Origin of the sequence: Thalassotalea sp. G20_0 (assembly GCF_017744175.1) — a bacterium.
GTDB lineage: Bacteria > Pseudomonadota > Gammaproteobacteria > Pseudomonadales > Endozoicomonadaceae > Endozoicomonas.
Window position 1 is genome coordinate 25082 of the sequence record NZ_JAGHQV010000018.1, and the last position, 25105, is coordinate 50186.

The 25105-nt window shown below is 49.1% G+C and carries 1 protein-coding gene; it reads left to right on the forward strand.

The annotated features are described in order from the left end of the window. A complete protein-coding gene (locus J7438_RS12500; RefSeq protein WP_209276794.1) occupies nt 1–24999 on the forward strand; it encodes an LEPR-XLL domain-containing protein in 24999 nt (8332 codons plus the stop codon). Nucleotides 25000–25105 lie beyond the last annotated feature (106 nt).

A 25105-nucleotide genomic window follows, 5' to 3' on the forward strand; every position in this document is an offset into this window, starting at 1 on the left:
ATGGATAAGCAAACCCATAACAGCAAATCATCCCCGTCAGGTATTGCTGTATCGGCTCGTAAGGGCTTATTTCCTAAATTAAACCGGTTGTTTGAGAAAATGTTCCGGCAGGAACGGCTGCAGGAGCGTCGTAAAAGGCTGGAAGACTTCTTCACTCTAGAGCAGTTGGAGCCCCGACTGCTGCTTTCAGCCGACCCCATTGCTGCACTGCAGGATAATGCACTCCAATTAGAGCAGGATGCTAAGGTTACACTTCAGGTCGTTATTAATGAAACTGATCAGCAACAATATCTTCGTTTGGTCGACGAAAATAAAACAGTGTTGGGTCAGAAGAAAATCAGTGATATTGCGGCGGGGAGCACTATTACTGTGACGGGGTCAGAAGGTGCGGACAGTTTAACAATTGATCAATCGTTCCTTGATCTGGGTGAGCAGTCTTTTGTGGTTCAGTTTGATGGGCGGGGCGGTAATGATACTGTCGCTGCGGGTGATGATGTCACAGACAGTGCCTGGCAGATTAACGGCGAAAATGAAGGCTCCATGGGCGCTAATGGCATTGTGGAGTTTCTGGATGTCGAAGCGCTTCAGACAAATCAGAAAAATCAGGCCGATGAATCCAGACACGTACTGGCCGCCATTAATGATGATTATCACTGGCTGATTGATAAAGACGAAGATGGTAAAGGTGTTCTGTCGACCCTTGAAGGTGTTGAGGGCAGCATTACACAGACACCGTCGAATACAAAGATCACCTTTTCCGGTTTTGATATTCTGGGTGGCAGTGGTTCAGATTATCTGGATTACAGTCAGAGAGAGACCGGTGTGGACGTTAACCTGGATCTGGAAACAGCCGCTGGTTTTGATGGCATTACCGGGTTTAATACCGTTATTGGCTCCAAAGCCAGCGATACGCTGACAGGCGATGGCAACGACAACCTGTTCATTGTCGGTGCTGGCGATAAGGTCGAGGGTAATGGTGGTTTTGATACGGTGCTCTTTGATCAGGTTGATGGTGACCTGAAGCTTAATGCATCCACAGAGGGGGATGCGGGAGATGCAGTCAACGTTTTTGAATACGAAACAGGAACCTGGGCGAAGGATGGCAGTGACTGGTCGTTTACATCCAGTGGCAAGCTGGAAGCAAAGGATGTAGATCTGCTGGCGGCGAGAGGTGATGACAGCAATAACCGCTTTGATTTTTCCGCTGCGACGGTTGAGGTTTATCTCGATGGTGGCAGCGGTGATGATACGCTGATTGGTGGCAGCAAAAATGACCTGTTGATCGGTGGAGCAGGTGCTGATCAGATTACAGGTGGTGATGGTTACGATCAGCTGATTGAAGTCCGGGCTGCTGACTTCAAGCTGGAAAATAACACGCTGACGATTGGTAATGACGGTTTAGATACTCTGGAGGGTATTGAATCCGTTTACCTTAAAGCGATCTCCAAAGCGGGAGATGTTTCAGGTTATAGACTGGATGCAAGGAATGCGAAGCACGAAGCAGACCTTGACCCTGCCCATGCAGATTATGATGCAGCCGCACATCGAGAGTACGACATTACCCTGGTCGGTACCGGGCTGGATGATGAACTTTATGCATCCTCCTATGGCGATACTCTGAGCGGCCTTGGCGGTGCAGATACCATCACCGGTGGTTCTGGTCAGGATACCCTCGAAGAAGATTTTGCCGGACGAGCTTCGATATCAGATGCATCCGGGAGTTATGAGCTTGATCTGGCTCAGGGGGCCTCTGAGGTTTGGGTATTTGATATTCCTACCGGCAAAACCAGTACCGGTTTTACGTTATCTATTTCAACATCTGATGGTACTTTTAACACTGACACCATTGCCTGGGATGCAGACGGTTGGGATATTGTTCGATCTATTGAAAAGGCACTGAACATACCGTTTGGCCAGATTGCTGTCAGTAAGACCGTTGATGGCAAGTGGCAGCTTGAATTCACCGGTTTGTATGCGGGAACGGGAATAGCCTCGGCAATCTCTGACAGTGAAAGTGCCAATATCGTTTCGATTACAACGAACGGTAATAAATCGGTTGATACCCTGAATAGCTTTGACAGTAATGACACATTGAAACTGTCAGGGAGTGAATTAGTAGACCATGTTGATCTATCTGCTTTTTCAGGAAAGTCAGAAATCACCACGTTTGGCGGCAATGATATCATTACCGGCACCCAGGGCATAAACATCATCAATGCCGGTAAAGGCAATGACTCTATTTTTGTTACCTCAATCAGCGCCGACTCCATTGATGGTGGCGAAGGTTACGACACCATTGTCGCTGATGTGAGTAATGTGGCTGATGCGGCCAGTGGCTATACCCTTGATCTTGACAATAGTCAGTTAATGCTGGGGGCAACGATTCTTTCGCATCAGGGCTTTGAATCGTCGGCGCTGATTGGTGGTGCTGGAAATGATATGCTGATTGCTGATGGCTTTCATGGAGTGTCCGCCAGTACCAGCCTTGACAGTATTGCCGGATGGAATGGACTTTCTGATCATACTCTGAGGCTGACTCTGGAAGATGGCAGCACAATTCTTGATATCGATGTCAGCTCCTCCTCAACCTTGCAGGAATTAATTGATCTCATCAATGCTGCAGACGACAGAGATAGTGATAATCCCTTAATCAGTTTTGATCAGGCTTCTGCAGAACTGACTTTTAATGGGCTGTCAACGCTGGGTGTGGCTGGCACTGACACCAGTATCCTTACGGTTTTAGGCTTTACTTCTGGCACTTCTGGTACGGTTATTAAAGGCGTGAGTTTAAGTCTGCTGGCATCTCTTCAACTGACCAGTCAGAAGGGGAGTGGAGGTCAGGATAAATATACCGGCTCTAAGGGGACGGATTTCTTTATCATTGATTCCGAAGACCTTGAAGTGGATGGGAAGGATGGTCGGGATATTCTGTCTGCTGAAACGACCAGCTTATATACAACACTGGTGATAGAAGACGATAAACTGACCTGGTCAGGTCAGGATGTTGACCCAACCGATTCGACTCAAACCATTGATGTTTCATCCTCCGTTACGCTAGGTAATCTGGAAGCTGCTGAACTGCTTGCTATAGACGGAGCAGAGTTGCTGGATGGAAGCAGTGCCACACTGGATCTGGTTCTGGATGCTGCCACTTCAACGGCCACCTTGAAAGGCAGCTCTGGTGATAATGAAATTCGTCTCAGTGTGGATGGCCGGTCTGATGTAAACACTGACAAAGTCACCGTTGAACTTAATGATAATACCAATACGAATGAGGTTGTCTTTTACGGCAGCAGTGCTGACTTTACGGTCAGTGATTTTGGCTGGGCAACCATTACCGGTGGCAACTACGTTGCGGTTAAAGAGAGCAGCAATGATCTCACCATTAATAGTGATCTGATCTGGACGGGGGGGGATCTTAAATTCCGTGCATTGAATGGCAAGATTACTGTTAATGGGAGCATTCAAACTGATAACAGTAGTTCGACAGATCGCGCCGGTAATATTACCTTTGCTGCCCGCATTGTTGAGATAAACAACAATGTCACAGCGGTTGGCCAAAACACGGCAAGCAGCGGTGATATCACCATTGAAGCCATTGATGGTCGTAACCTGATATACGGTAGCCTAGAACAGGGTGCTGCATCGATATTGGCGGCACTGCCCGTGTACTATAACGTCGACCTGCAATCAGCCACGGTAACCATCGGTGATGTGACGATTCAGGGTAAAGATATCAATATTCTTGCCCGCGCGGAGTCGAACCCTGACAGGGATATGAATAACGACGATGGGGTTTTTGGTGAAAATATTCCCATCATTGATGATCTGGCAAACGAAGTTGAAGATTTCAAACTGATTGCTGGTGTCAGTCGCTCCGATGTGACCAGCAAAATTACCATCTCCAGTGGTGCCACCCTCAAGGGTGATAACATCACCATCCATGCCAACTCCATCGCCAGAGTCAATGCTTCACCCATTTCCATAGGTCTTGCGGTGGCTGTCGGGGTGCTGGATACCGACGCCGTGATCGATATTCAGGGAACACTGGACGCTGAAGGTAATATCAGTATTACTGGTCAGGCAGATAATTACCTGAATATTGACGCTGAGCCATTGTTTGGCCTGAAGGGCTTTGCCGGCAGTGTTGCTGTGGGTGTGCTGAATTCAAACTCCCAGGTGATAGTGAACAGCGGCAGTAGCATTACCGCAGGTGGAAACCTGACAGTTAAGGCGGCAACGGTGGATTACAGCCTGGTGTCTGCTGCCAGTGAGGCGGGTAATTCAGGCAAGGCCGCAGCCAGTGTCGCGGTCCAGGTTGAAAGTGGTCATACCGAAGCCGTGCTTGCCGGTGATGTTCTGGTTAATGGGGATGTGATTGTAGAAGCGGCCCAGCAACAGGCGGAGCTGAATCCGACCAGTTCTGAAGCCATTGTTGATCGTGTGCCCAGTGTTCTTGATAAGTATGAAGATGCCGCGAAACAGAAGGTTGCCTTTAATAAAAAAGTACCCTTAGGCAAGTGGCTACAGAAAAAGGTTAAGCCCAGCGATCGTCTCAAGCCGACAAAAGCCACCGTCGGTATTGCTTTTGTGTATGCAGAAGACAGTAACCAGGTGCATGCTTATCTTGGTCAGGACAGTACTGACAGTGATATTAATGTAGGCGGCAGCCTTGACTTACAGGCAACCGCCGAGAGTCGTCTGTTAACTGCAACATCTTCTACGTCCAGTACACCATCTCAATTAAGTCAGGTAGAAGGTACGGCAGGAACTGATACCAGCAGTGGCGAGTTTAAGCAGGTTCCGTTTGGTGCTGCTGTCTCGGTTACCATTGCGTCATTAGATAACAATGCCCAGGCACAGGTTCGGGGCAATACTGAGCTTGATGCACTGGATGCCATTAATGTTAATGCAACGGCTCAAAACTTAACCGGCCTGATTGCGCCGGATACCACTATAAAATACGTAAAACCCAAGTTGGTTGATAAGTCTGAAATCGGTGGAAACTATGGCATTGATAATGGTGACCTGATTCGATTTGATAATTCGGATTATCAGTGGGGAGCTACAGGTACACCACCAGATATTGGTTATTTTGGTGCTGTTTACAAGTTTAAGGGTCTTGATGGCAGCTCTCTCACTCTGGCTACAGAGAATTTCAGTGATGGAACCCGCTGGGAATTGTTAGGGAATCAATATAGCAGTCTTCCCTATCAATTCTTTGGCGGTGATTCTGACTTGTATTTGCTGGATAACGATATCAAATCAGAAGCCGCCGGAGCGAAAACGTCTCTTGCACTGAATTTCTCATATCTGGATTCAAAACAAACAGCGAATGCCCTGGTTAAAGGGCTGGTGAAGATTAACCAGAAAGCTGACTTTATCAGTGCTTTTGATTCATTCAGTGATGCACCCGATGCTTCTGCTTCACGTAATCTCTCTATTACCTCAAATACCAATAATCAATCAGTAGACTGGGTGGGTAATAAAACTGCTACAACGTCGTCTATTGAAAAAATCAATAATCTCTACAAACTGCTTGGCGCTTCAGAGAGTGGTAACGGTGTCGGTGCCAGTGTCTTCCTGAATAATATCACCAATACCAGCACGGCTATGATAGAGACGGGTGCTGACATTTATGCAGATAAGGTCTCCGTTAAGGCGGATAGCGATGTTTTTGCCGTGAATCTCGGGTACGCCGGCGGTTCAGGTACAGCCAGCCTGGGAATTGCTGGCCTCTATATGCAGAACACCATTGATAGCACAACCATTGCCCTGATTCAGTCTGGAGTCACTTTGGTTGCTGGCGCAGATGATGGGGATGTCAGCGTTGAACGACTGTCGGTTGTTGCTGATAACCGGGTTGATCTGATTGTTGCAGCAGGCGCGATGGGTAGTGCAGGCAAGCTGGGTGTGGGTGCGTCAGCGGCGGTCAGTGATATCACCAAAGTAACTAAGGCTTTGGTGGGTTCTGAAGACAATATGACCGAAGCGGGCTCAGTGGTCGTTAATGGTGACGCGCGTATTGCAGCGGACAGCGGAGGCCTGATTATTGGTACAGCGCTCAGTGCTTCCTGGGCAACCGGTAAGGTGACACCATCAGGTGGAGAAACGCCTAAGACAGAAAACACACCTTATGGTATCAGCGCAGCAGGTGCGTTCATTTTTAACACGATAAATAGCACTACTGCTGCCGGTATTCTGAATCTCTCCAGTTTCAATGCACAGAATCTTTCCCTGAAAGCCACGGAAAGCAGCGGTGTGTTTGCCTTCCCAATTACCTATGCCAGCGCCAGCGCTAACAAGGTTGCCCTGGCTGCTGCTGGCATTGGCTTAATGAACGATGCGACATTTACTGTGAGCTCCGGTATTACCAATGTTGGATCGGTGAATCTGACAACGCTGGATGTGCTGGCGAAAAACGACAGTATTGTGATTACCAGTTCAGTGGCTGCTTCCATCGCCGGTATTGCTAAGTCTTCAGTGGAAAGCAACTCCAGCAGTATAGCCCTGACAGGAAACGTGTCGGTCAACAATGTGACGGCGGATATCGATGCCTATCTTATTGATGTCGATGATCTAACGGTCACCGGTAAAAACGGTAGCGATGTTGCTGTCAGTATAGAGGCAAAAGATGAATCAGAGGTTTATGCCGTTGCCCTGGGTGTCGCCTATGCCGGTAACGGTGCTGTCAGTGCGACGATTGCTGAAAATAACATTAATAGCGACATAGATGCCCTGATCAGCGGTACCGACCTAACCGTTGAAACCGGAAAGATTAAGCATCAGGCAAAAAGTGAGGCAGATATGGTATCTGTCGCACTGGGTGCATCGTTTGCAGAAGACTCCAAACCGGACTTTGACACCAAAGTAGGGATTGCCGTTGGTGCGGCCATCAGCAATAACATGGTGCGCATGAACACACGTGCCCGCGTTATGAGCGACAGTGTGATTACACTGCCTGCCAGGCACCTTGATGACGCTCGTCTGGACATTGTCGCTGATAATGAAACCGATATTACTGCCGTTGTGGTTGGTGCCGCTATTGGGTCTCAAACCGGTGCGGATACAACCGTCACGTTAACCGGCTCCGGTGCTGAGGCGAACAACAAAGTCTATGGCGACACCGAAGCGCTGGTTGATGGTTCAATCATTAAACAGGCTACTTCCAATCAGGGCGCTTCAGACGAAGCGATCGGTGTGTTTCTGGATGCGGATGTCGATGGTTCGGTGACGGGTGTGGTTGTCGCTGCTAACCTGGCTTATGGCAGTGCCACGACAGGTGCTGGTGTAGTGGGAGGTATTGGCGTCAGCCTTGCTGAGAACACCATTGGTGGTGATCCGGACAATGGCGACAATGCCAACAGTTTACGAGCAGTCATTAATAACTCGGATATAGACATCACTGGTGAAGTCAGTACGAACGCAGAAAGCACTCAGAATATTTCATCGGTGATTACCGCTGCTTCTGTGGCTGTCGCCAAATCGGAGTCTGGTATTGGGGCTGGGCTTAGTGGTGTAGGTGCTGATGCCAAAAACACGGTGAAGGTTGATATTGACTCGGGTGTTAAGGCCAGCACAGATGGGCATACACTCCTGGCTGATAAACTCACCATTGACGCTAAAGACGACTCAGACATTTTAAGTACCGTTGTCGGTGCAACCATTGCCGGTGCCTATTCCGGAACATCCAGTACTGGCACATTGAGTATTGGTGTCTCTCTTGCAAAAAATGAGGTGAATACCAATACCAAAGCGATTATCGATAACGTTGATGTAGGTTCCTCAAGTCGTAAAACTGGTTCTGTTTCATTGAGTGCGTCATCCAACGCTGAGATCACTGCCACTTCAGTGTCGGCCTCACTGTCAGCCAGTTACTCCTCTGCATCGGGCGGCTCTGCGGCATTAAGTGGTGGTGGTGCTTCCTCAAATAATACGATTCTTGGGAATACGTCCGCTGTTGTCCGTAGCAGCGACCTCAAGAGCAATGCTGATCTTTCCGTTATTGCTGCCAATACATCAACCATTGATGCTTCAGTTGTGGCGGCTTCCGTTGCCGCTGCTGCAGATACCAGTAGTGGAAGTCTGGGTGTTTCCATCGGAGCCGCAGTCACCAGTAACCAGATTGGTGCTGAAAATGATCCTCTGGGAGTGAAGGCGTATCTGGAAAACTCGCAAGTGGATACCGCTGGTAATCTGACCTTTTCTGCGACCGGTGATATGACCATCAAAGCAGATGCCGGCGCGGGTTCTGGTGCTGTATCAGGCAGCACTGGAGGCGCAGGTCTTTCTGCCAGTGGTGCGGGGGCAAAAGCCAGCAACAGTGGTTACGCGGATGTACTGGCTTACATTGATAATACGACAGCGACTGACGGCCATTCGATTTTTGCCGGGGCGGTCAGCATTACTGCGAAGGATGACAGCGAAATAACCAGCAAAGCGGTAGGTGCATCTCTTGGTGTCAGCTATGCGCCATCCAGTGCAACCGGTGCGGTCAGTATTGGTGTATCACTGGCGGAAAATGACCTGGATATCAATACAGCTGCCCGTATTGCCGGTGTCAGTGGCGGTTCTGCAGAACGTAAGCTTGGCAGTATTACCTTGTCAGCAGACTCAACAGCGACTATTGATTCTACCTCTGTCGCTGCATCTCTGGCAGGGACCTATGGTTCATCTGGATCGTTGTCCCTGAGTGGGGGAGGTGCATCATCCAATAACACCATTAACGGTGCTACCGAAGCCACTATAAATGGCAGTAACCTGTTCAGTAACTCAGATGTATCGGTGACTGCATCCAACACATCGGCCATCAATGCAACAGTGGTTGCTGCATCCATAGCGGCATCAGGAAACAGTGGTAGCAGCAGTGCAGCTGTGTCCATCGGTGCAGCGCTGACCAGTAATGCGATTGGCAACAGTCAAAGTGACCGCCATGGTGTTCTTGCTTATCTGAAAGATACCAGTATTGATGCTGACGGTGGTTTAACCCTGTCCGCCACTGGTGATATGACCATTAATGCCAACAGTGGTGCTGGTTCTGCAGCGGTAACCGGCAGTAGTCAGGCTGCCATTGCCGGCAGTGGTTCTGGTGCCAGTGCTGAAAATTCCATCTTTGGCCAGGTTGCGTCGTTTATCGATAATACGCCAACCGGCCAGGCCACTGTCAGCAGTGATCGGATTATGGTGGGCGACCTGAGCCTGACAGGCACCAATACCTCAAAAATCATCAGTACGGCGGTAGGTGCTTCGCTTGCGGGCAGTTATGCCGCGGGTTCAGGTTCTGCCGGGATCACAGTTGGAGTTTCTCTGGCTGAAAACAAGGTTGATATTGATACAGTGGCCAGGCTTGACCATGTGAATGGAGGTAAGGAAGATCAATTAAACGGTAGTGTGTCTCTGTCTGCTTCATCCGATAACACCATCATGGCACATTCCGTTGCCGCTTCTCTGGCTGCTACGTTTGGCTCTTCTGGCGCAATCTCTCTGAGTGGCGGCGGAGCCTATGCTGGCAATACCATTGGTGGCTCAACCGAAGCCCTGGTTGAAAGCAGTGACCTGTTCAGCAATGGCGACGTTTCCATTAAAGCGACCAATAAGTCGGATATAGATTCAACGACAGTAGCTGTTTCTGCGGCTGTTGCGGCAGACTCCGGCAGTGGCAGTGCTGGTATTTCCATTGGTGCAGCCATCACCGAAAACACTATTGGTACGAGTTATGATCGCCTCAGAGTCAAAGCTCTTCTGGATGATAGCGCTCTGACCATTGATGGTGATCTGAATATTGATGCGACGAATGACATGACCGTCGATGCTGAAGTTGGAGCGGGTTCGGCAGCTGTTGTGGTTAGCACTAATGGCTCGGGTCTCGCTGGTAGTGGCTCCGGAGTTGGTGCGACCAATAAGATTTATGGTGAGACGCTGGCCTGGATTGATCACAGCAGAGATATCAATGCAGGCAAAATAACAGTTAATGCCATTAACAATGCGTCCATCACATCTGTAGCGGCTTCTGCGAGCCTTGCCTTTGGTCTTGCACCCAGTGGTGGCAGCGTATCGCTTGCTGTAGCGGCTTCGGTTGCAGAGAACACTATTGATTCGATCGCAGGAGCCAAGGCTACAGGTCAAAATACTGGCAGGCCCAAATTCCTCTCTGAGTCCCTGGCTGTTAATGCAACCGATACGTCTACTGTTGATGCCCAGGTCGTCGGCGTTTCTTTAGGGGCAGCGGTTGGTGAGTCATTTGGTGGTACGCTGACCGTTGGCGCGGTGGAAGCTATTAACACCGTTGCTAATCAAATTTACGCAAATGTTGAATATCTGGATATTCAAGCCAGAAATGGCGGTGTGACCGTTGGTTCCCATGAAGGTACAACTGTTACCTTAAAGGCTGAAGCGGCTTCTGTTGCCATTGCTGGTGGTAAAGTTGGTGTCTCACTCGCCGGTGCCGGTGTAAAAGGTACCAATACAATAAACAACAGTAGTCAGGCATTAATCAGTGATTCAAAAATCACATTGGTTCCCCGTTCTGATTATGCAGGTTCAAGCCTGACTGATGAGCTGTTGGAAAGTGACCTGGTTGAATTTGCCGATGGCGTCTATCGCTATATTGGCAGTGATCTTGATCTTTCTCCTGATTTCGAGTCAGACGGCTACAAGTACGATGAAAATGGCAGTCGTGTAGGCGTGGCACAAACATCGGTAGAGAGTGGTGAGCAGTTCTACTTTATCGATGGTACTTATCGCAATAATGGCGCAACAGAGCTTTCGCTGGAGAAAGCCATTGCTGTAGCCGCTGCGCTGCGTGCTGAAGCGTTAGCATCAGAAGCGGGTAGATATGAAAGCCTTGCCAGCACAGCTCAGAGTAATGCGGATGCTGCCCAGGCATCGGCAGATGCGGCCCAGACTGAAGCAGATCGACTGGCTGCCCTTGCTGATACTGCGGTAGAAGCATCATTAAATGCCAGTACATCGAACGCGGTAGCAAAAGCCGAAGCGGCAGAGCTAGCCGTTGCTGCATGGCAGACCGAGCTTGAAAATGTAGTGAAGCTTCAGGAAACCGCTGACCAGCTTCAGGAAGAGGCCGATGTCTGGAATGCCATCTCTACATCAGCCAGATCGGCAGCAGATGATGCCCAGTCACTGGCAGAGAGTGCCGCTGCTGAGGCGGGGCTGGATGCTGCGGGAGTGTCAGCACTCAAACCGGATTGGTCACTGTTAGATCTTGACGAAGTTAAACGTACAACACCGGCAGATGACTGGATGTTGGTTTATGCCAATGCAGATTATGGCGATCAGGATGTTTCTGTTACCGCGGTTAATAATGCTGCTATTACCTCTGTCGTTGGAGCTGCCAGTGGCTCTGTGGGAGCCGGAAAGGGGGGTGCGGCAGCAGCCATCGGTGTAACGCTGTCCGAAAACACCATCGGATCCAATCATATTACCTCTGCCTACATTGAAGATTCGCAGATAACTTCACTCAACGACATTGTTGTTAATGCACAGTCACTGTCGACTATCGACAGCACCGTTTATGGTGCGGGTGTTGCCGTTGCCGCCGGTAAGTTTGCGATCGCTGGTGCTGGCGTTGGCATTGATCTTGACAATACCATCGGTGGCAGCACCTCTGCTTATGTCAATAACTCCGCCATGGTGGCTGGTAATGATATTTCCATCACTGCTGATGCTGATGGTCAGGTGGTTAAAGCGGATGCCGTTGCTGCTGCCATATCAGCAGCTATTGGACTGGGTGGCTCCTTTTCCATCTCCGCAACGGATATTGATAACACCATGGCTATGGCCGTGAGTGCCTGGCTGAATGTAGACGACAGCGAAAGTATTGCTAATCAGGATTACCGGGTATTTGCCGGCAACGATATTGAGGTTGCCAGCCATGCCAATGCCCTGATGAAAAATGTTGATGCGACAGCGGTGACCTTCAGTGCCGGTCTGGCCGGTGCCAGCGGAGGTGGTGTGGATATCACTAACCTGGTCAATAATCAGGTAAATGCAACCATCAGTGGCAGTGATAATAGCAGTGCTGTGATTGGCTCTATGGGGGATATCAATCTTAAAGCCAGTGAAGCGACCGATTTAAGCATCAATGTGACCAATGTGGCACTCAGTGCCAGCATTGGTGGCGCTCTTGGTATTGCCCTGGTTCGTAATGATGTCCGCAGCTCGATTTCCAGCAAGGTCAAAGATACTTCGCTGGAAGCCCAGAATATTTATATCGATGCCCAGGCGGATAATAACATCCATAAGACACAAGCCTTTGGTTTTGCTGCGGCGCTTGCGGCTGCCAGCGCTAATCGTGCCGATGTCGATATCACCACCACGGTGTCAGCCGTAACAGAGTCAGCCAAACTGACTGCGGTTGATGACGTTGTTATTAATGCCAATGCCACCAATTATGCCCGTGCCGATGCCAGTGGTGGTGCTGCCGGCGCGGTTGCTGCCGGTGCCATGATTGCAGATATTGAGCAGGGTAACGATGGTTCTGACGATGTGCTGGTGGAAATCGGTGATGGCTCACAACTGGGTGCTGCCAGTATTACGGTAAAAGCGTCCGGTAATGATGACCTTCTGCCAGAAACCATTGCGGCCTCCGGTGGCTATGTTGCTGGTGCTGGTGCAGAGAGTAATGTCACCAGTTACCAGGCTGTCGTCGCCAATATTGGTAAGGGTGTTGTGATTGAGGCAGATCAGTTTGACCTGAGCAGTATGCTCGATCAAACCGTCGATGCCAGTGCAGATGCCTTCACGGTGGCGTTAGCCTCTGGTGCCGGTGCCGGACTGAATATCATTATTAATAGTTACGCGGATGTGAATATTGGTGCCAGCACCGGCCTGCCGGGTTCTGATAATCCTTCATCCATTACCGCTCATGATATCAATATTAATGCCCTGAATCGCTTTGATAAATCACGGTTCAGTAACGGTAAATCCCTGAGAACCGGTTCTGGTAATATTGTGGGTGTCAATGTGATGGTGAGCCAGGCCATCCTGAACAATCAGGCGCGTATAAACCTGACCGATGATGTGCAACTGGTGGCAGAAGGCAGCTACGACGATAAAGCTTCCCTTCGTATTGAAGCCCGGAATGACATCACTACTGTTGATAGCATTACACTGGAAACCGTCAGTGCCGTAGGTGGCATCAATGCTGCGACCAGCAAGGTAGAAGCCAATTCTGATGCCAGGGTGAATATCGATGGTGCGGTGATAGAAAACGTCACGGGCAAAGTATTTGTGACCGCGAAAACGGATTCCGAGAATCGGGCCAGTGCCGATATTCTTGCGGTTTCCGGACTGTCCAGTGCGGCTACCGGTGTTGCGATTGCTACAACGAATGCTCGAAATAATGTCAGCATTGCCAATGCCACTATGAAGGCTGGAGACGTCTATCTCTATGCTGGTAAGAGTAGCCAGGGTGTGCTGAATATTCTTGAGAGCAGTGCCAATGTCGAACTGACATCAGTCTCTACCTCTGCCAATGTAGCAGTGCCGGTTCCAGATGCCGACATCACCGAAACCAATACCATCACTTTGGGTAACAACGCTGATATCAAGTCGATGACGGATATCACCATTGAAGCCCGTGAAGGTATCGGTGGTAGTGAGCGGGCGAAAGAGTCGGGGCTGACACTGTCTATATCCGGAGTTCCTTACGGTGTGGATATTGACCGTGAGGGTTCTGTCACTTCCAACAACCAGTTCTCGGTTGCAGATTCTGCCAAGGTGACAGCGGGCGTTAATAATAAAACCTTTCTGCAGATTCGTCCTGTGGCTGAGATACAAAGCATCCTTAACGACAGTAGTAAAGTCAGTGCTGATGGTGTCATCAATATCGATGCGCTGACCGATGACGATAAAAAACTGTTGTTTGGTGTAGATAATGCGCAAGGTGAAGTGGTTATTCCAGAATTGCCAGAGGATGTGGTGTATATGATGGAGGAGCTTGCGCTCAGCACCATCAACTTCCTGGTAACTCAGGATACAGTGATTGAGCACAACGGCAGTTATTACCAGTACACCCCTCAGAACAGCGCTGAAATCGACCTGCAGCAGGAAAATTACAGTAACAAAAATCGCTGGACCAAGTTGAATCTGACATTGGCGCAGATTGAATCTCTGGGCTACCCGATTTACGAAAGCTCTATTACTGAGGCTCTTGCCAGCGCCATGACCGGTGAGTTCTTCGTGGTTAAACCCAGAGAGCTGGATTCACCTACCCTGACGTTTACCAATTTAAGTACGGTGCTGTTTGAGCAAAAGGCTCAGGTAGAGAGTTGGATTCGTGATCACAGTACGAACACTGAAGCCATTGCCCGCTATCAGATTCAACTGGAAGAGATCAATAATAAAATTGATGAGCTTGGGCTGTCTGATTATGTCCATACTGTGGATGCAGGTCAGATTGTTAAGGCACCAGACGGCAATTACTATCAGAGCAAAATCAAACAGGAAAGCATTCTTGAGTTAGCGGACTATTCCGACACTACGTTGTGGCAGAAAACCAACTTAACGTCGGGTGCCTGGGATTATACCGATACTGCCCGCGCCACCAGTAAAGTTTACAATCAGGCACTGGATATCCTGATGGTAGACCTGCCGGATGTTTATGCAGCTCCCGGTTCCGTCTATCTGCAGATTGATGGCAAAAGCGCTGAATCTCTGGCTGCTCTGGACAATATGGACAACCTCCATGCCCGGGAAGGCGCAACCATTCAGATCGTTAATAGCACACCATTTGCCTTGCGTGTGAATGACGCCATTGTTCAAGACTCCCAGCGGATTGAAATGGTGGGTGGTTCCCTCAAAACCTATACGCCGGGTGCCGTTCAGATTAATTATAAGGATGTTAATTCCATTGCCATCCGTGGTGGTACTCAGTCCACCGATGGCCAGGGCGACAATTCTGACTCACTGAATGAAATTATTATTTATCAGGACAGTGACCCGCAGTTTATTAAAGATGCTTACGGAAATTTCACACTGCCTGAAATCCCTCAAGGGATGTACATTCAGGGTAATGTGGTGAATGAAAACGGTGGTGCCTATATCAATAACCGGGAAGGTTCTATTGAAGTCTCTACCCAGATTCGTGCTGAGACCGTCAATGTCTTTGCCGCTGGTGATTTCTCTCTGAACTCGGATGCGTGGTTTCATACCAATAAAGATCCACGCCAGTATATTAATTACCAGTTGATGCGTAACTTTGTTTACAACAAAGAAGGCAATTCGCGTTCTTATCAGACAGGCTTAAGTAATACCTCGCTGATCTACACAATGTTTAAGGCTAAATACAACGAACTGACCACCAATATCAATGTCGATAACTCCCAGATTGTCTCCATGGGCAAAATCACTCTGACCGCCCGTTACCTGAATATCAATGGGCTGATTCAGAGTGGGGTGAATACGGTTTATCTGGAGATTGATGAAAACTTCCGTGGTGGATCTAAAAATGTCGACCTGACCAATAAGAAAGGTCAGGCCATTGCGGGTGTCAGCTTTGCCAATCCGAACGACAGCAGTAATGTCAAAGTACCTGTCGATGGATACTGGGATGCTGTACGAAAGGCAATCATTATTGAAGACATTGTGCCTGCCGGTGGCGAAGTCGTGATTTCCGGTCAGATTATCAGCACAGGTAATGGACGTATTGTGGCGGCCAGTGGTTATGCTTCTGTCAATATCAACAATAACAGCGGTTATGAGCTGGTTATGAACGATATCGATAACCGTCAATATCGCGAAGGCAAGATCACCATCATTGACAGTAAGCAGCTGACCAGGGATGAGTACCAATACAATGGTTCTGGCGCAATTCACACGAAGTACACTGGCACATTGATTCCTGCCACCGGCAATGACATCGCCAGAATTGAATATGCGCAACAGAGCACCAGCAATGGCGATGCGGATTCTTTTGCTTATAAAGTTGCTGCCGGTTCACGCTATGTATGGACAGAAGGCCAGAGCAAAACCAAAACAACGGTCCGTAAGTACGAGAAGAAGAGCTTTAACCTGTTTGGTGATAACTCGTTTGGCGACTGGCTGGTTAAGGATAAGAGCTATAAGTGGGAAACCATTGAGTTCACTGATAAGAAACCACTGCTTGAATCCGAGTCGGTGCTGCTACCAATTGAAGGGGCTGAGTCTGCAGATTATAAGGTGACTTATATTCAGACTGAGGGTGATCCTAATGTTTATGACTTTGATCGTGAATCCTGGACAACAGGTGGCGGATGGCTCCGCAAAAAAACGGTACACACCAAGATTACTGTGGTTGAGGGGCTGAAAGATTATTACACCCATTCTCTGAAAGCAGACTACGACATCGCCATTGATTTCCTCAGTGGTAATAGCCAGCCGGATGTGAATATTACCAGTAAGGGTAATATTACCCTGTCCGGTAAGATCAAAATGGCTGACGAAGGCAGCTTAAATATCCTGTCTACCAATGGTGCTATTACCATGAGTGACGGTGTTTATGCCCTGACTTCTCAGGCAGATATTGAAGCGAAAGGCACTGTCCGTGTGATTCTGGAGGGCAATACTACAGATAAAGGTCACCGCGTAGTGTCTAATACTGGCAGTGTCTATCTTGGTGTTGTGCAGGATGATAATCCCGGGGAAGGGAAGAGTAGTTCAAACAAGCTGTACATCGATGAAATCTCTGCTCGCCATACTGTCGAAATCAATGCCGGTGGCGGCATCTTCAAAGCCAGTGGCGGTGAAACGGTCTCTATTTCTGCCAATGTCATTGAGCTTCTGGCACTTGGTGGTGATATTGGGCACCTGACCATTGATTCAGCCACCCGAAATGATGCGGGTTACATCACTGTTGAGGCTCAGGGCAATGTTGCATTGACTGAGCACGCTGGTGATATGAACGTGAACCAGATTATTGCCGCAAAAGTCGATGGTGTTGGCAGTTCACCTTATGGTGTACAGCTGACCACCAACAGTGGTGATATTCTGGATGCCAATGATGATGAAGTGCGTGCCTCCAGTCTCGATACCTCTGCTGCCCAGCAGTTTTATGCGGAATCTCAGGTGACCAATGAAGCGGATGCAGTGACTGAACTGTATCACCAGTACTGGAATATCCTCCGAGATAATGGCTCAGTGGGCTATCTGTCCGATGTTACTGCGTACGACAAATACAATGATTTGTTTGAACAGCTTTTTGGCGATGAACTGGCAGATGCACAGAGTCGTATTGCAGCATTGAATAGCAGCCTGACGGTTGCCTCTGAATACGATATGGCCTTTGATCAGCTTTCTGTCTGGAAAGCGACGGATGTCAGCTCTGCTGCTGGTATTATTAGTGAATTCGGAAGCCGTATTCAGCAACAGGTAAACAGCAATCGACCTGTATTTGAAAGTATTCTTTCTCCGGGCATTGTTGCGAAGCTCTACCCGGATACCCCGATTATTGGTGGCGCAGGAAATACCGGGTCAGCAGAATCAGCCAATATCCAGACACTGGTCAGTGGTAGCGCAATTATCCTTAACGCTTCTGGCGGATTAGGCCAGACCGGTGACCGTATCACCATTGATATGAGCGGTGGTGTTGTTGCCTTGGAGGAGCGTGAGAAAGAGATCCTCGCCCAGGCGACAGGCAGTGATGTCGTCGCCACGGATTATGTCTTCTATGTATACACTGGTACGGCGGGTGATATCTCCCAGCTAGATATCAATTACAATGATGGTAACTGGACAGAAATCAGCAGCCTGGATGCATCCGCTAATGGTTTCACCTCAGTAACTTATGGTGACTATGTTCAGGTAGACCAGGACGGAGTACCCGTTCTTTATCAATACACGGGCACCAGTGACTCGATTGAACTTACCCAGGAAAACTTTGACGACACCGGCTCTCCATGGCAGCTCGTCAGTGTGACCAGTGTTGCGCCTGCCAGTGTGTTCAACCTGAACTCTGGCGATCTGGTGATGCAGCTGAACTCAGTCACGATTCAGCTGTGGGATGACTTGAACCTTCAAGGCGATGTTAACCTGACGGCACAAGCCGGAGAGGGCATTGCCATCGAACATGGCGGTGCACTGTCCATTGATCACATTGTAGGTGCAAGCTGGGTGCGACTGAACGTTGCCGGAGCATTGATTGACAGCGGTGAGCACAATACTGCTGCCCTGGTCAGTGCTGGCGACCTTGTTCTGATTACTAGTGGAAATATTCATTCCCAGGGTGATGGAGGGTTCCGTGTTCAGGTAGCGGAGTCTGCAAAACTGAGTGTCGATACCGTGGGTTCTGTTGATATCTGGCAGGTTGAAGGCAATGTCAGTATTGCGGGTAAGAATACGACGATTGGCGATCTGTATCTGGATGATGTGGCCGCTACCGGTGATCTTACCTTTACTGCTGGATTACTATCTTCCTTCACTCCAACCACTTTCGGTGCGGGGCAGGCAGATATTGTTGTTGAGAAAATCAGCACGACGGCAGGCAAGGTGACTCTGCAGGCTGCAGGCGATATTCTCGATGCTTATGACGATGCCAACAGTGCGATCATCAATATCCGTGCTCAGGATTTGATGCTGGTTGCTGGTGGCGGTATTGGCAGCCGACAGAACCAGATTGATAACTATCTGGACTTCAAACTTACCGGTGATGTTTCGGCCAATGCTCGCAGCGACGTATATCTGAATGCAATAGAAAGCTCTCTGAGCGTTGGTCAGATTACTTCCGATGCTAATGTCATTTTGGAGTCAGCCCAATCCATTCTGGATGGCGATCAGGACAATAATAATGAGTTGATCAGTCTGACCGGTGTTAGTGATATTACAGCGTCTTCTATTTTCCTTAATGCCACCAATGGCACCATTGGCCAGCTGGGTAATCAGTTGGAAATTGATACCACTGGCGGACAGCTGACCAGCCTCAGCGGTAAGAGCACGTACCTGAGAGAAGTGCGTGGCGACTTGTTTATCGCCAGTCTGGTTGCGGACAGCGATAACAGTGGTCGTGGTGATGCCAATATCTACCTTACCGCTGATGGTCGTGTTCTGAATGGTAATGCCTCCGGTGACACGATTACGGCAAGTGGCTTACGCATTGTTGCTGGCCAGGGTATTGGTGCTGCTGGTGATGCTCTCAGAACGCTGATTGATCATCTGGAAGCAGAAGTACTGGTCGGTAGTCTTATTCTTAATAATACCGGAGCCCTGATGGTGGGTGGCGTCAGTGATGAAATGGAAGGTCTGCTGGTGCAGGGCTCCATCGAACTGGTTGCACAAAGCCCGCTCACCATTAATGAAGATGTTATCGCCAGTACAGGCGATATCACGTTGACCGCGATGGATTCACTGTCTGCAGGTGATGATCTGACGGTAAATGCTGTTGAAATTGATGCTGAGTTGGGCAATCTGATTCTGAACGCTGGTGATAAATTTGAACTGAATCTGGATGGTCTGCTCAACGCCGCTCAAACGCTGACCCTTAATACTGACCTTGGCAGTGTGGACAGTGAATCTGGTGATATCAAACTTTACGGCAGCCTGAATGCTGCCACCATTCTGGTAAACACCGGACAGGGTGATGATGCAGCCCTGTTTGATGTGCAGGATATCGATGGCGATGTTGATGTCAATACTGGTGCCGGTAATGACCTACTGACCATTAACCAATTGGTCAGCCGTTTGGCAGAAGATGCCTTTGTGCTGGATGGTGAAGGCGGCACGGATACTTACACGATCTATCGCACTGGTAACAACGCGGACTATGTTGTTGATGTCCGTGATTCCGGTTCTGAAGCCGATGGTGCAGACACTCTGACCATCAATGGTACTTCAGAAGCTGACACCTTCCTGCTGCGGGCGAACTTTGTAGCAGCCATGCACACCGATAGTCAGGGGGAATACACTTCGACTGTCGAACGAATCAACTACGATCGGAATATCAATGCCCGCCTGACGCTGAACGGCCTTGATGGTAATGATAGTTTCTTCAGTGATGATAACGGCACTATTACGACGCTGGATGGCGGCGCTGGCAACGACCGTTTCCAGATTGGCCAGCTGTTTGGGTTGGATCGTAATACCGCGAAAGGCACCGTTGCTGCTGGTGATGAAATTGAAACCACCGAAACGACTCTTGGCTTCCTTAGTAAAGGTAATAGTCTGCCCATGGTTGTTTATGGGGGTGATGGTAAAGACGAAATCAAAGTTTACTCCAATAAAGGCATTACTAAACTTTATGGTGAGGACGGCGACGACAGTTTTGTGGTGCGCGCTTTCCTGAAAAAGAACACACTGCAAACCGCGGGTGGTGGTGATGTGGAGTTATTCGGCGGTGAGGGTGCCGACGATATTCAATACAGTATTAATTCACCACTGAAAATTGACGGTGGTAACGGCACGGACTCTGTTGTGGTTCTGGGTACCGAAGGTGATGACAACTTTATGATCACCGAAAAAGGTATCTTCGGTGCCGGTTTGAATATCAGTTTTGATGGTGTGGAACTGGCGGAAGTGGACGGGCTGGAGGGCGATGATACCTTCTATGTGCTCAGCACCAGTGATGATGTGGAAACCACCATTATTGGTGGTTTGGGTGCAGATACCTTCAATATCGCCAGTGATGTGACTAAGCCCATTGTTTCCTACTCAGTAGAAGGCCGCAGTAGCTTTGTTAACCACAGTGTGTTCAGTGATGACCTGTCCTACAACGATATTTTTGTGGAAGGCATCTCCCTGAACGTAGCCAGTAAAGAAAACGGTGCCATTGGTGTTGAACGTGATGATGGTGAGGTTGTGGTCAGTGAAGGCGGTGTTACTGACTTCTACGAGTTGCAGCTGAATGCACCAAAACCGTCGGATGCGACCATTGCTTATGTCACCGTTTCTGCTGCCAGAGCCTCTGGCAGCGATAAAGATAAAACCAATGGGTTGGCAGACAGTGTTCTGATTTCTCTGGATGGTCAGACTTTCCATGAGTCTCTGGTCATTGCCTACGACTCAGAAACCAACTGGGATGATGCCACCAGAATCTACATCAAGGCGGTGGATGATCAAGCTGCCGAAGGTCAACGGGATTATGTGATCAGCCACAGTGTCCGCAGTGATAACCCGGACTTCGATCAGCTGGATATCGATAATGTTGAAGTAGTCGTTAATGACAATGATATGGGTGGCATTATTGTCAGCCCCGTCAGCAACCTGACGGTGGTTGAAGGTGGTAGTGAAATCACCTTTGATGTCCGCCTCGCAACAACCCCTGAAATTGGGCAGGTTGTCACGGTATCTCTGGCTGAGATTATTCCTTCTGACTGGAGCAGTCAGCTGACTCTGAGTACTGATACACTGACGTTTGATCACACCAACTGGGCTGGCCAGTTTACGGTGACTGCAACAGACGATGGATCTGTTGAAAATCTCTATCGAGCAGGTATCACGCTCTCTGCATCTGGTGACTATGCGGCGGAGAGTGTGTCGTTGGATATTGACGTCGTGGATAACGACAGTGGTTCGGTCATTATTACTCAGACCGATGGCTCGACACTGGTGAGTGCGACGCAACAGGATGCTTACCAGATTGTACTCAGTAAACAACCTGCTGCACCAGTGACGGTAAATTTGCTGAATGATGGACAGGTACTGTTCAGCAGTGCTGATCCACGATTTGATGCCAGTACCAATAGTGTGACCTTCGGTATCGATGACTGGGATTCACCAATTGAGCTGACTTTGGCTGCTAACACCGGCTTCCAGCCTGAAACGGATTCTCAGCCGGTTCAGAACCCACCATTGCAGCCGCATACGCTCTCAGATATTCGCGGCAAACTGATTATCGAAGGTGGCACACCAGACGGTAAAAAGCGTGAACTGACAAAGGCCGTCATGTTGCCAACAGAGATTGACGGGCCATTGCCACTGGTTAACATTGAACTGAATGAAGATGAGCAGACCGATACACTGAATGTCTTTAACGATGGCAGCATCCAGAATGACTCCGGTATGTTGACTGAGGATACGATTACCGGACTCGGTATGACGTCAGGTAAGGGTATTGAATATCACGATATAGAAGTGCTCGAAGTTCTGCTGGGGAGTGGTGATGATGACTTCACCATTGAAAATACCGCTTCCAATGTGATCACCGTCGTACATGGTGGTGGTGGTAATGACACCTTGACTGTTAATGATAGTGCCAGTGAGGGAGCACTCATCCTCCTGGGTGATTCTGTTCAGAACGGTTCTACTTACAATGCAACATCGAACCAGAAGACCGAAAAGGCCAGAGAGTATACTAACCCCGGCAACGATGTGATTAATGCTTCAGGTGCCGGCGCTTCCGTTGTGATCTACGGTGGACAGGGCAATGATACGCTGACTGGCAGCCAATACAGTGACCATATTGCCGGAGGCTCTGGTAATGACAAGATCTATGGTCTTGATGGCGATGACCATATCTATGGTGATTCCGGTTTCAATCTGGACGTTTCAACTCGCCTGGATCTCTCCACGCAAATTTTGACCGTGGTAAACGATGCCGATTTGCTCAACGACAACCTGGATACTGCAGACCAGCTAACGGTGGGTAGTGACACCATTGATGGTGGTGAGGGCAATGACATTATTCTGAGTGACAAGGGTGAAATCGTACAACAGCTGGATACCAATCGGATTCTGACCACTGGTCTGGTAATCAGCATTCACAGTTCCCAACGTGATCAGGGCGGAGATGACATTGTTGATGGCAGTGCCGGTGAGGATGTCGTGATTGCCGGGTTTGGTAACGACACTATCCGTGGCGGCACAGGCAATGACATTCTGCTGGGTGACAATGGTCAATTAAATTATGTCGACGGTGATACTGACCTGCAGACACTGGACAGTGTTATTACTATCGACGCGGACCTGGGCGGTGATGATCACATTTCCGGGCAGTCCGGTGATGACATTATCTTTGGTGGTGCCGGCAGTGATTCACTCTATGGTGATGGCTCCGTCAATCGTCTGGCGATAATCGATGAGTCTGATAATGACATCATCATTGGTGATCTTGGTGCCATTGCTCTCGTTAGTAACCGAGCCGTTCGAATTTACAGTACAGACACCAACGTGGGTGATAGCGATACCATCCAGGGGAATGAAGACAATGATATTATTATTGCCGGTGCAGGTGGTGATGATGTTAAAGGCAATCAGGGGAATGATTGGATTCTGGCCGACTTTGGTGAAATAGATCTTCGTAATGGTCAGCAGGTGCTGAGTACCGCCTCTGGTGACAGCCACAGCACTGGCGATGATATTGTCGATGTTGGTGAAGGTGAGAACCGGGTTTTGGGCGGTCTTGGTGACGATCAGATTACAGCCGGCTCAGGCAGTGATATCGTTGTTGGCGATAACGGTGCTTTGACCTATGACAACGGTATTCTGGTTAAGTTAACCAGCCTTGATACAGAAACCGGTGGTGATGACACCATCAGAGCCGGTAACGGTAATAATCTTATTATTGCTGGTCTGGGTGATGACAATGTCATCACTGGCAATGGCAATGATGATATCGCTGGTGACAATGCCACATTGACCTTTAACGACAGTGGCATTCTTCGGGAAATGGTAACCATCGAAGCCACACTGGGTGGTGGTGATGTCATCAGCGCTGGCGATGGTAATAACCGTATTCTTGGTGGGCAGGGAGATGATGAGATCACCACTGGCAGCGGTAATGATCATATTGCTGGCGATAATGCCATTCTTGCCTATGATGACAGCGGGATTATTACCCGTGCAGAATCCATAGCCCTTGCCTTTGGTGGTGACGATCTGATTGAGTCCGGTTCAGGCAATGACCTGATTCTGGGTGGCTTTGGTAACGATGAACTGACGGCAGGAGACGGTAACGATACCGTTATCGGTGATAACGGACGGGTTAACTTTGTTGGTGGTATTCGCAACGAAGTCTTCAGCACCGATATCAGCAACAGCACAGGTGGGAATGACGTTATCAACCTGGGCAATGGCAGTGATCAGGCCATTGGCGGTGTTGGCAATGACCAGATGAACAATACATCTGGTGAGACCGTCATAATTGGCGACGATGGCAGCATTGTTAATGACTCAGCAGGGCGTTACCTCACAGTTCGGACCGGAAGCACAACCATTGGTGGTAATGATCGTATTGTAGGAGGTCTGAACCGTGACATCATGATGGGTGGCTTTGGTGATGACTTCCTGGATGGTCAGGCTGGTGATGATCTGATGGGGGGGGATGGCACACAGGTGACTCGCAGCCCATCAACCATTGTTATTGAAGCGGTAGACCTGTTCACTGGTGGTGTTGATACTTTGATTGGTGGCTCTGGCCTGGATCGTATGCAGGGGCATTTTGGTGGTGACTTCTTTGATGGTGACTTCAGTGAGGATGTCATGATCGGGGAATATGGTCGTTTCACCTTTAATGCCAATACCGAAGCGCAGCAGGCAACATTTGTTGTTTCTCTGGCACAGAATGGCCTTGATTTAATCAGGGGGCAGCAGACTAACCTGTTCAGTAATTTTGCCCAGCAGTTCTTTGCGGAATCGGGACTGGGGCAGGTAGCACGAGCCAGGGCTCTGGAAACACCACTGTTTACGGAAGACGCTCAAGAAGCCTTCGCACGATTAACGCCGGCTTCCCAGCAGAGAACTCTGGCTTCCAGTGAAGTAACCGCTACAGAGATTGAAGCGGAGCAGCAGGAAGTTCCGGTCGAAGAGGTACCCGTCAATGAGCAACAGGTGCCTGAAGAAGAATTGGTGCCGGTTGAAGGTGAGCCAACTGTTGAGCCAGGTTGTGAAGTTATTGATGATAACCCTGAAGGCTTCTGTGAACCAATGGTAGTGACTCAAGTGCCTGAAAATCATTCAAGTGATGTATCTGAGACGACATTGGAGCATCAAAGCTCAGGCATTGATTTAAAGGCGGTACTGGCTGGGTTTTCTGCCTGGGCAATTGTGCGGCCTGTTAGAAAACAACGGATTCGGTGAACTTCTGATTCGGAAGTTATGTAGTGCGTGTATTTTCAAAAAACTCCGCATTCGATTCCCGTCCCCCCGCCATACACTTTGACCCTTACGATGTCTGTCGTAAGGG

What these genes read in the sequence shown, in the direction of transcription:
- J7438_RS12500 (WP_209276794.1), top strand. Translation starts at nt 1, where the DNA reads ATGGATAAGCAAACCCATAACAGCAAATCATCCCCGTCAGGTATTGCT.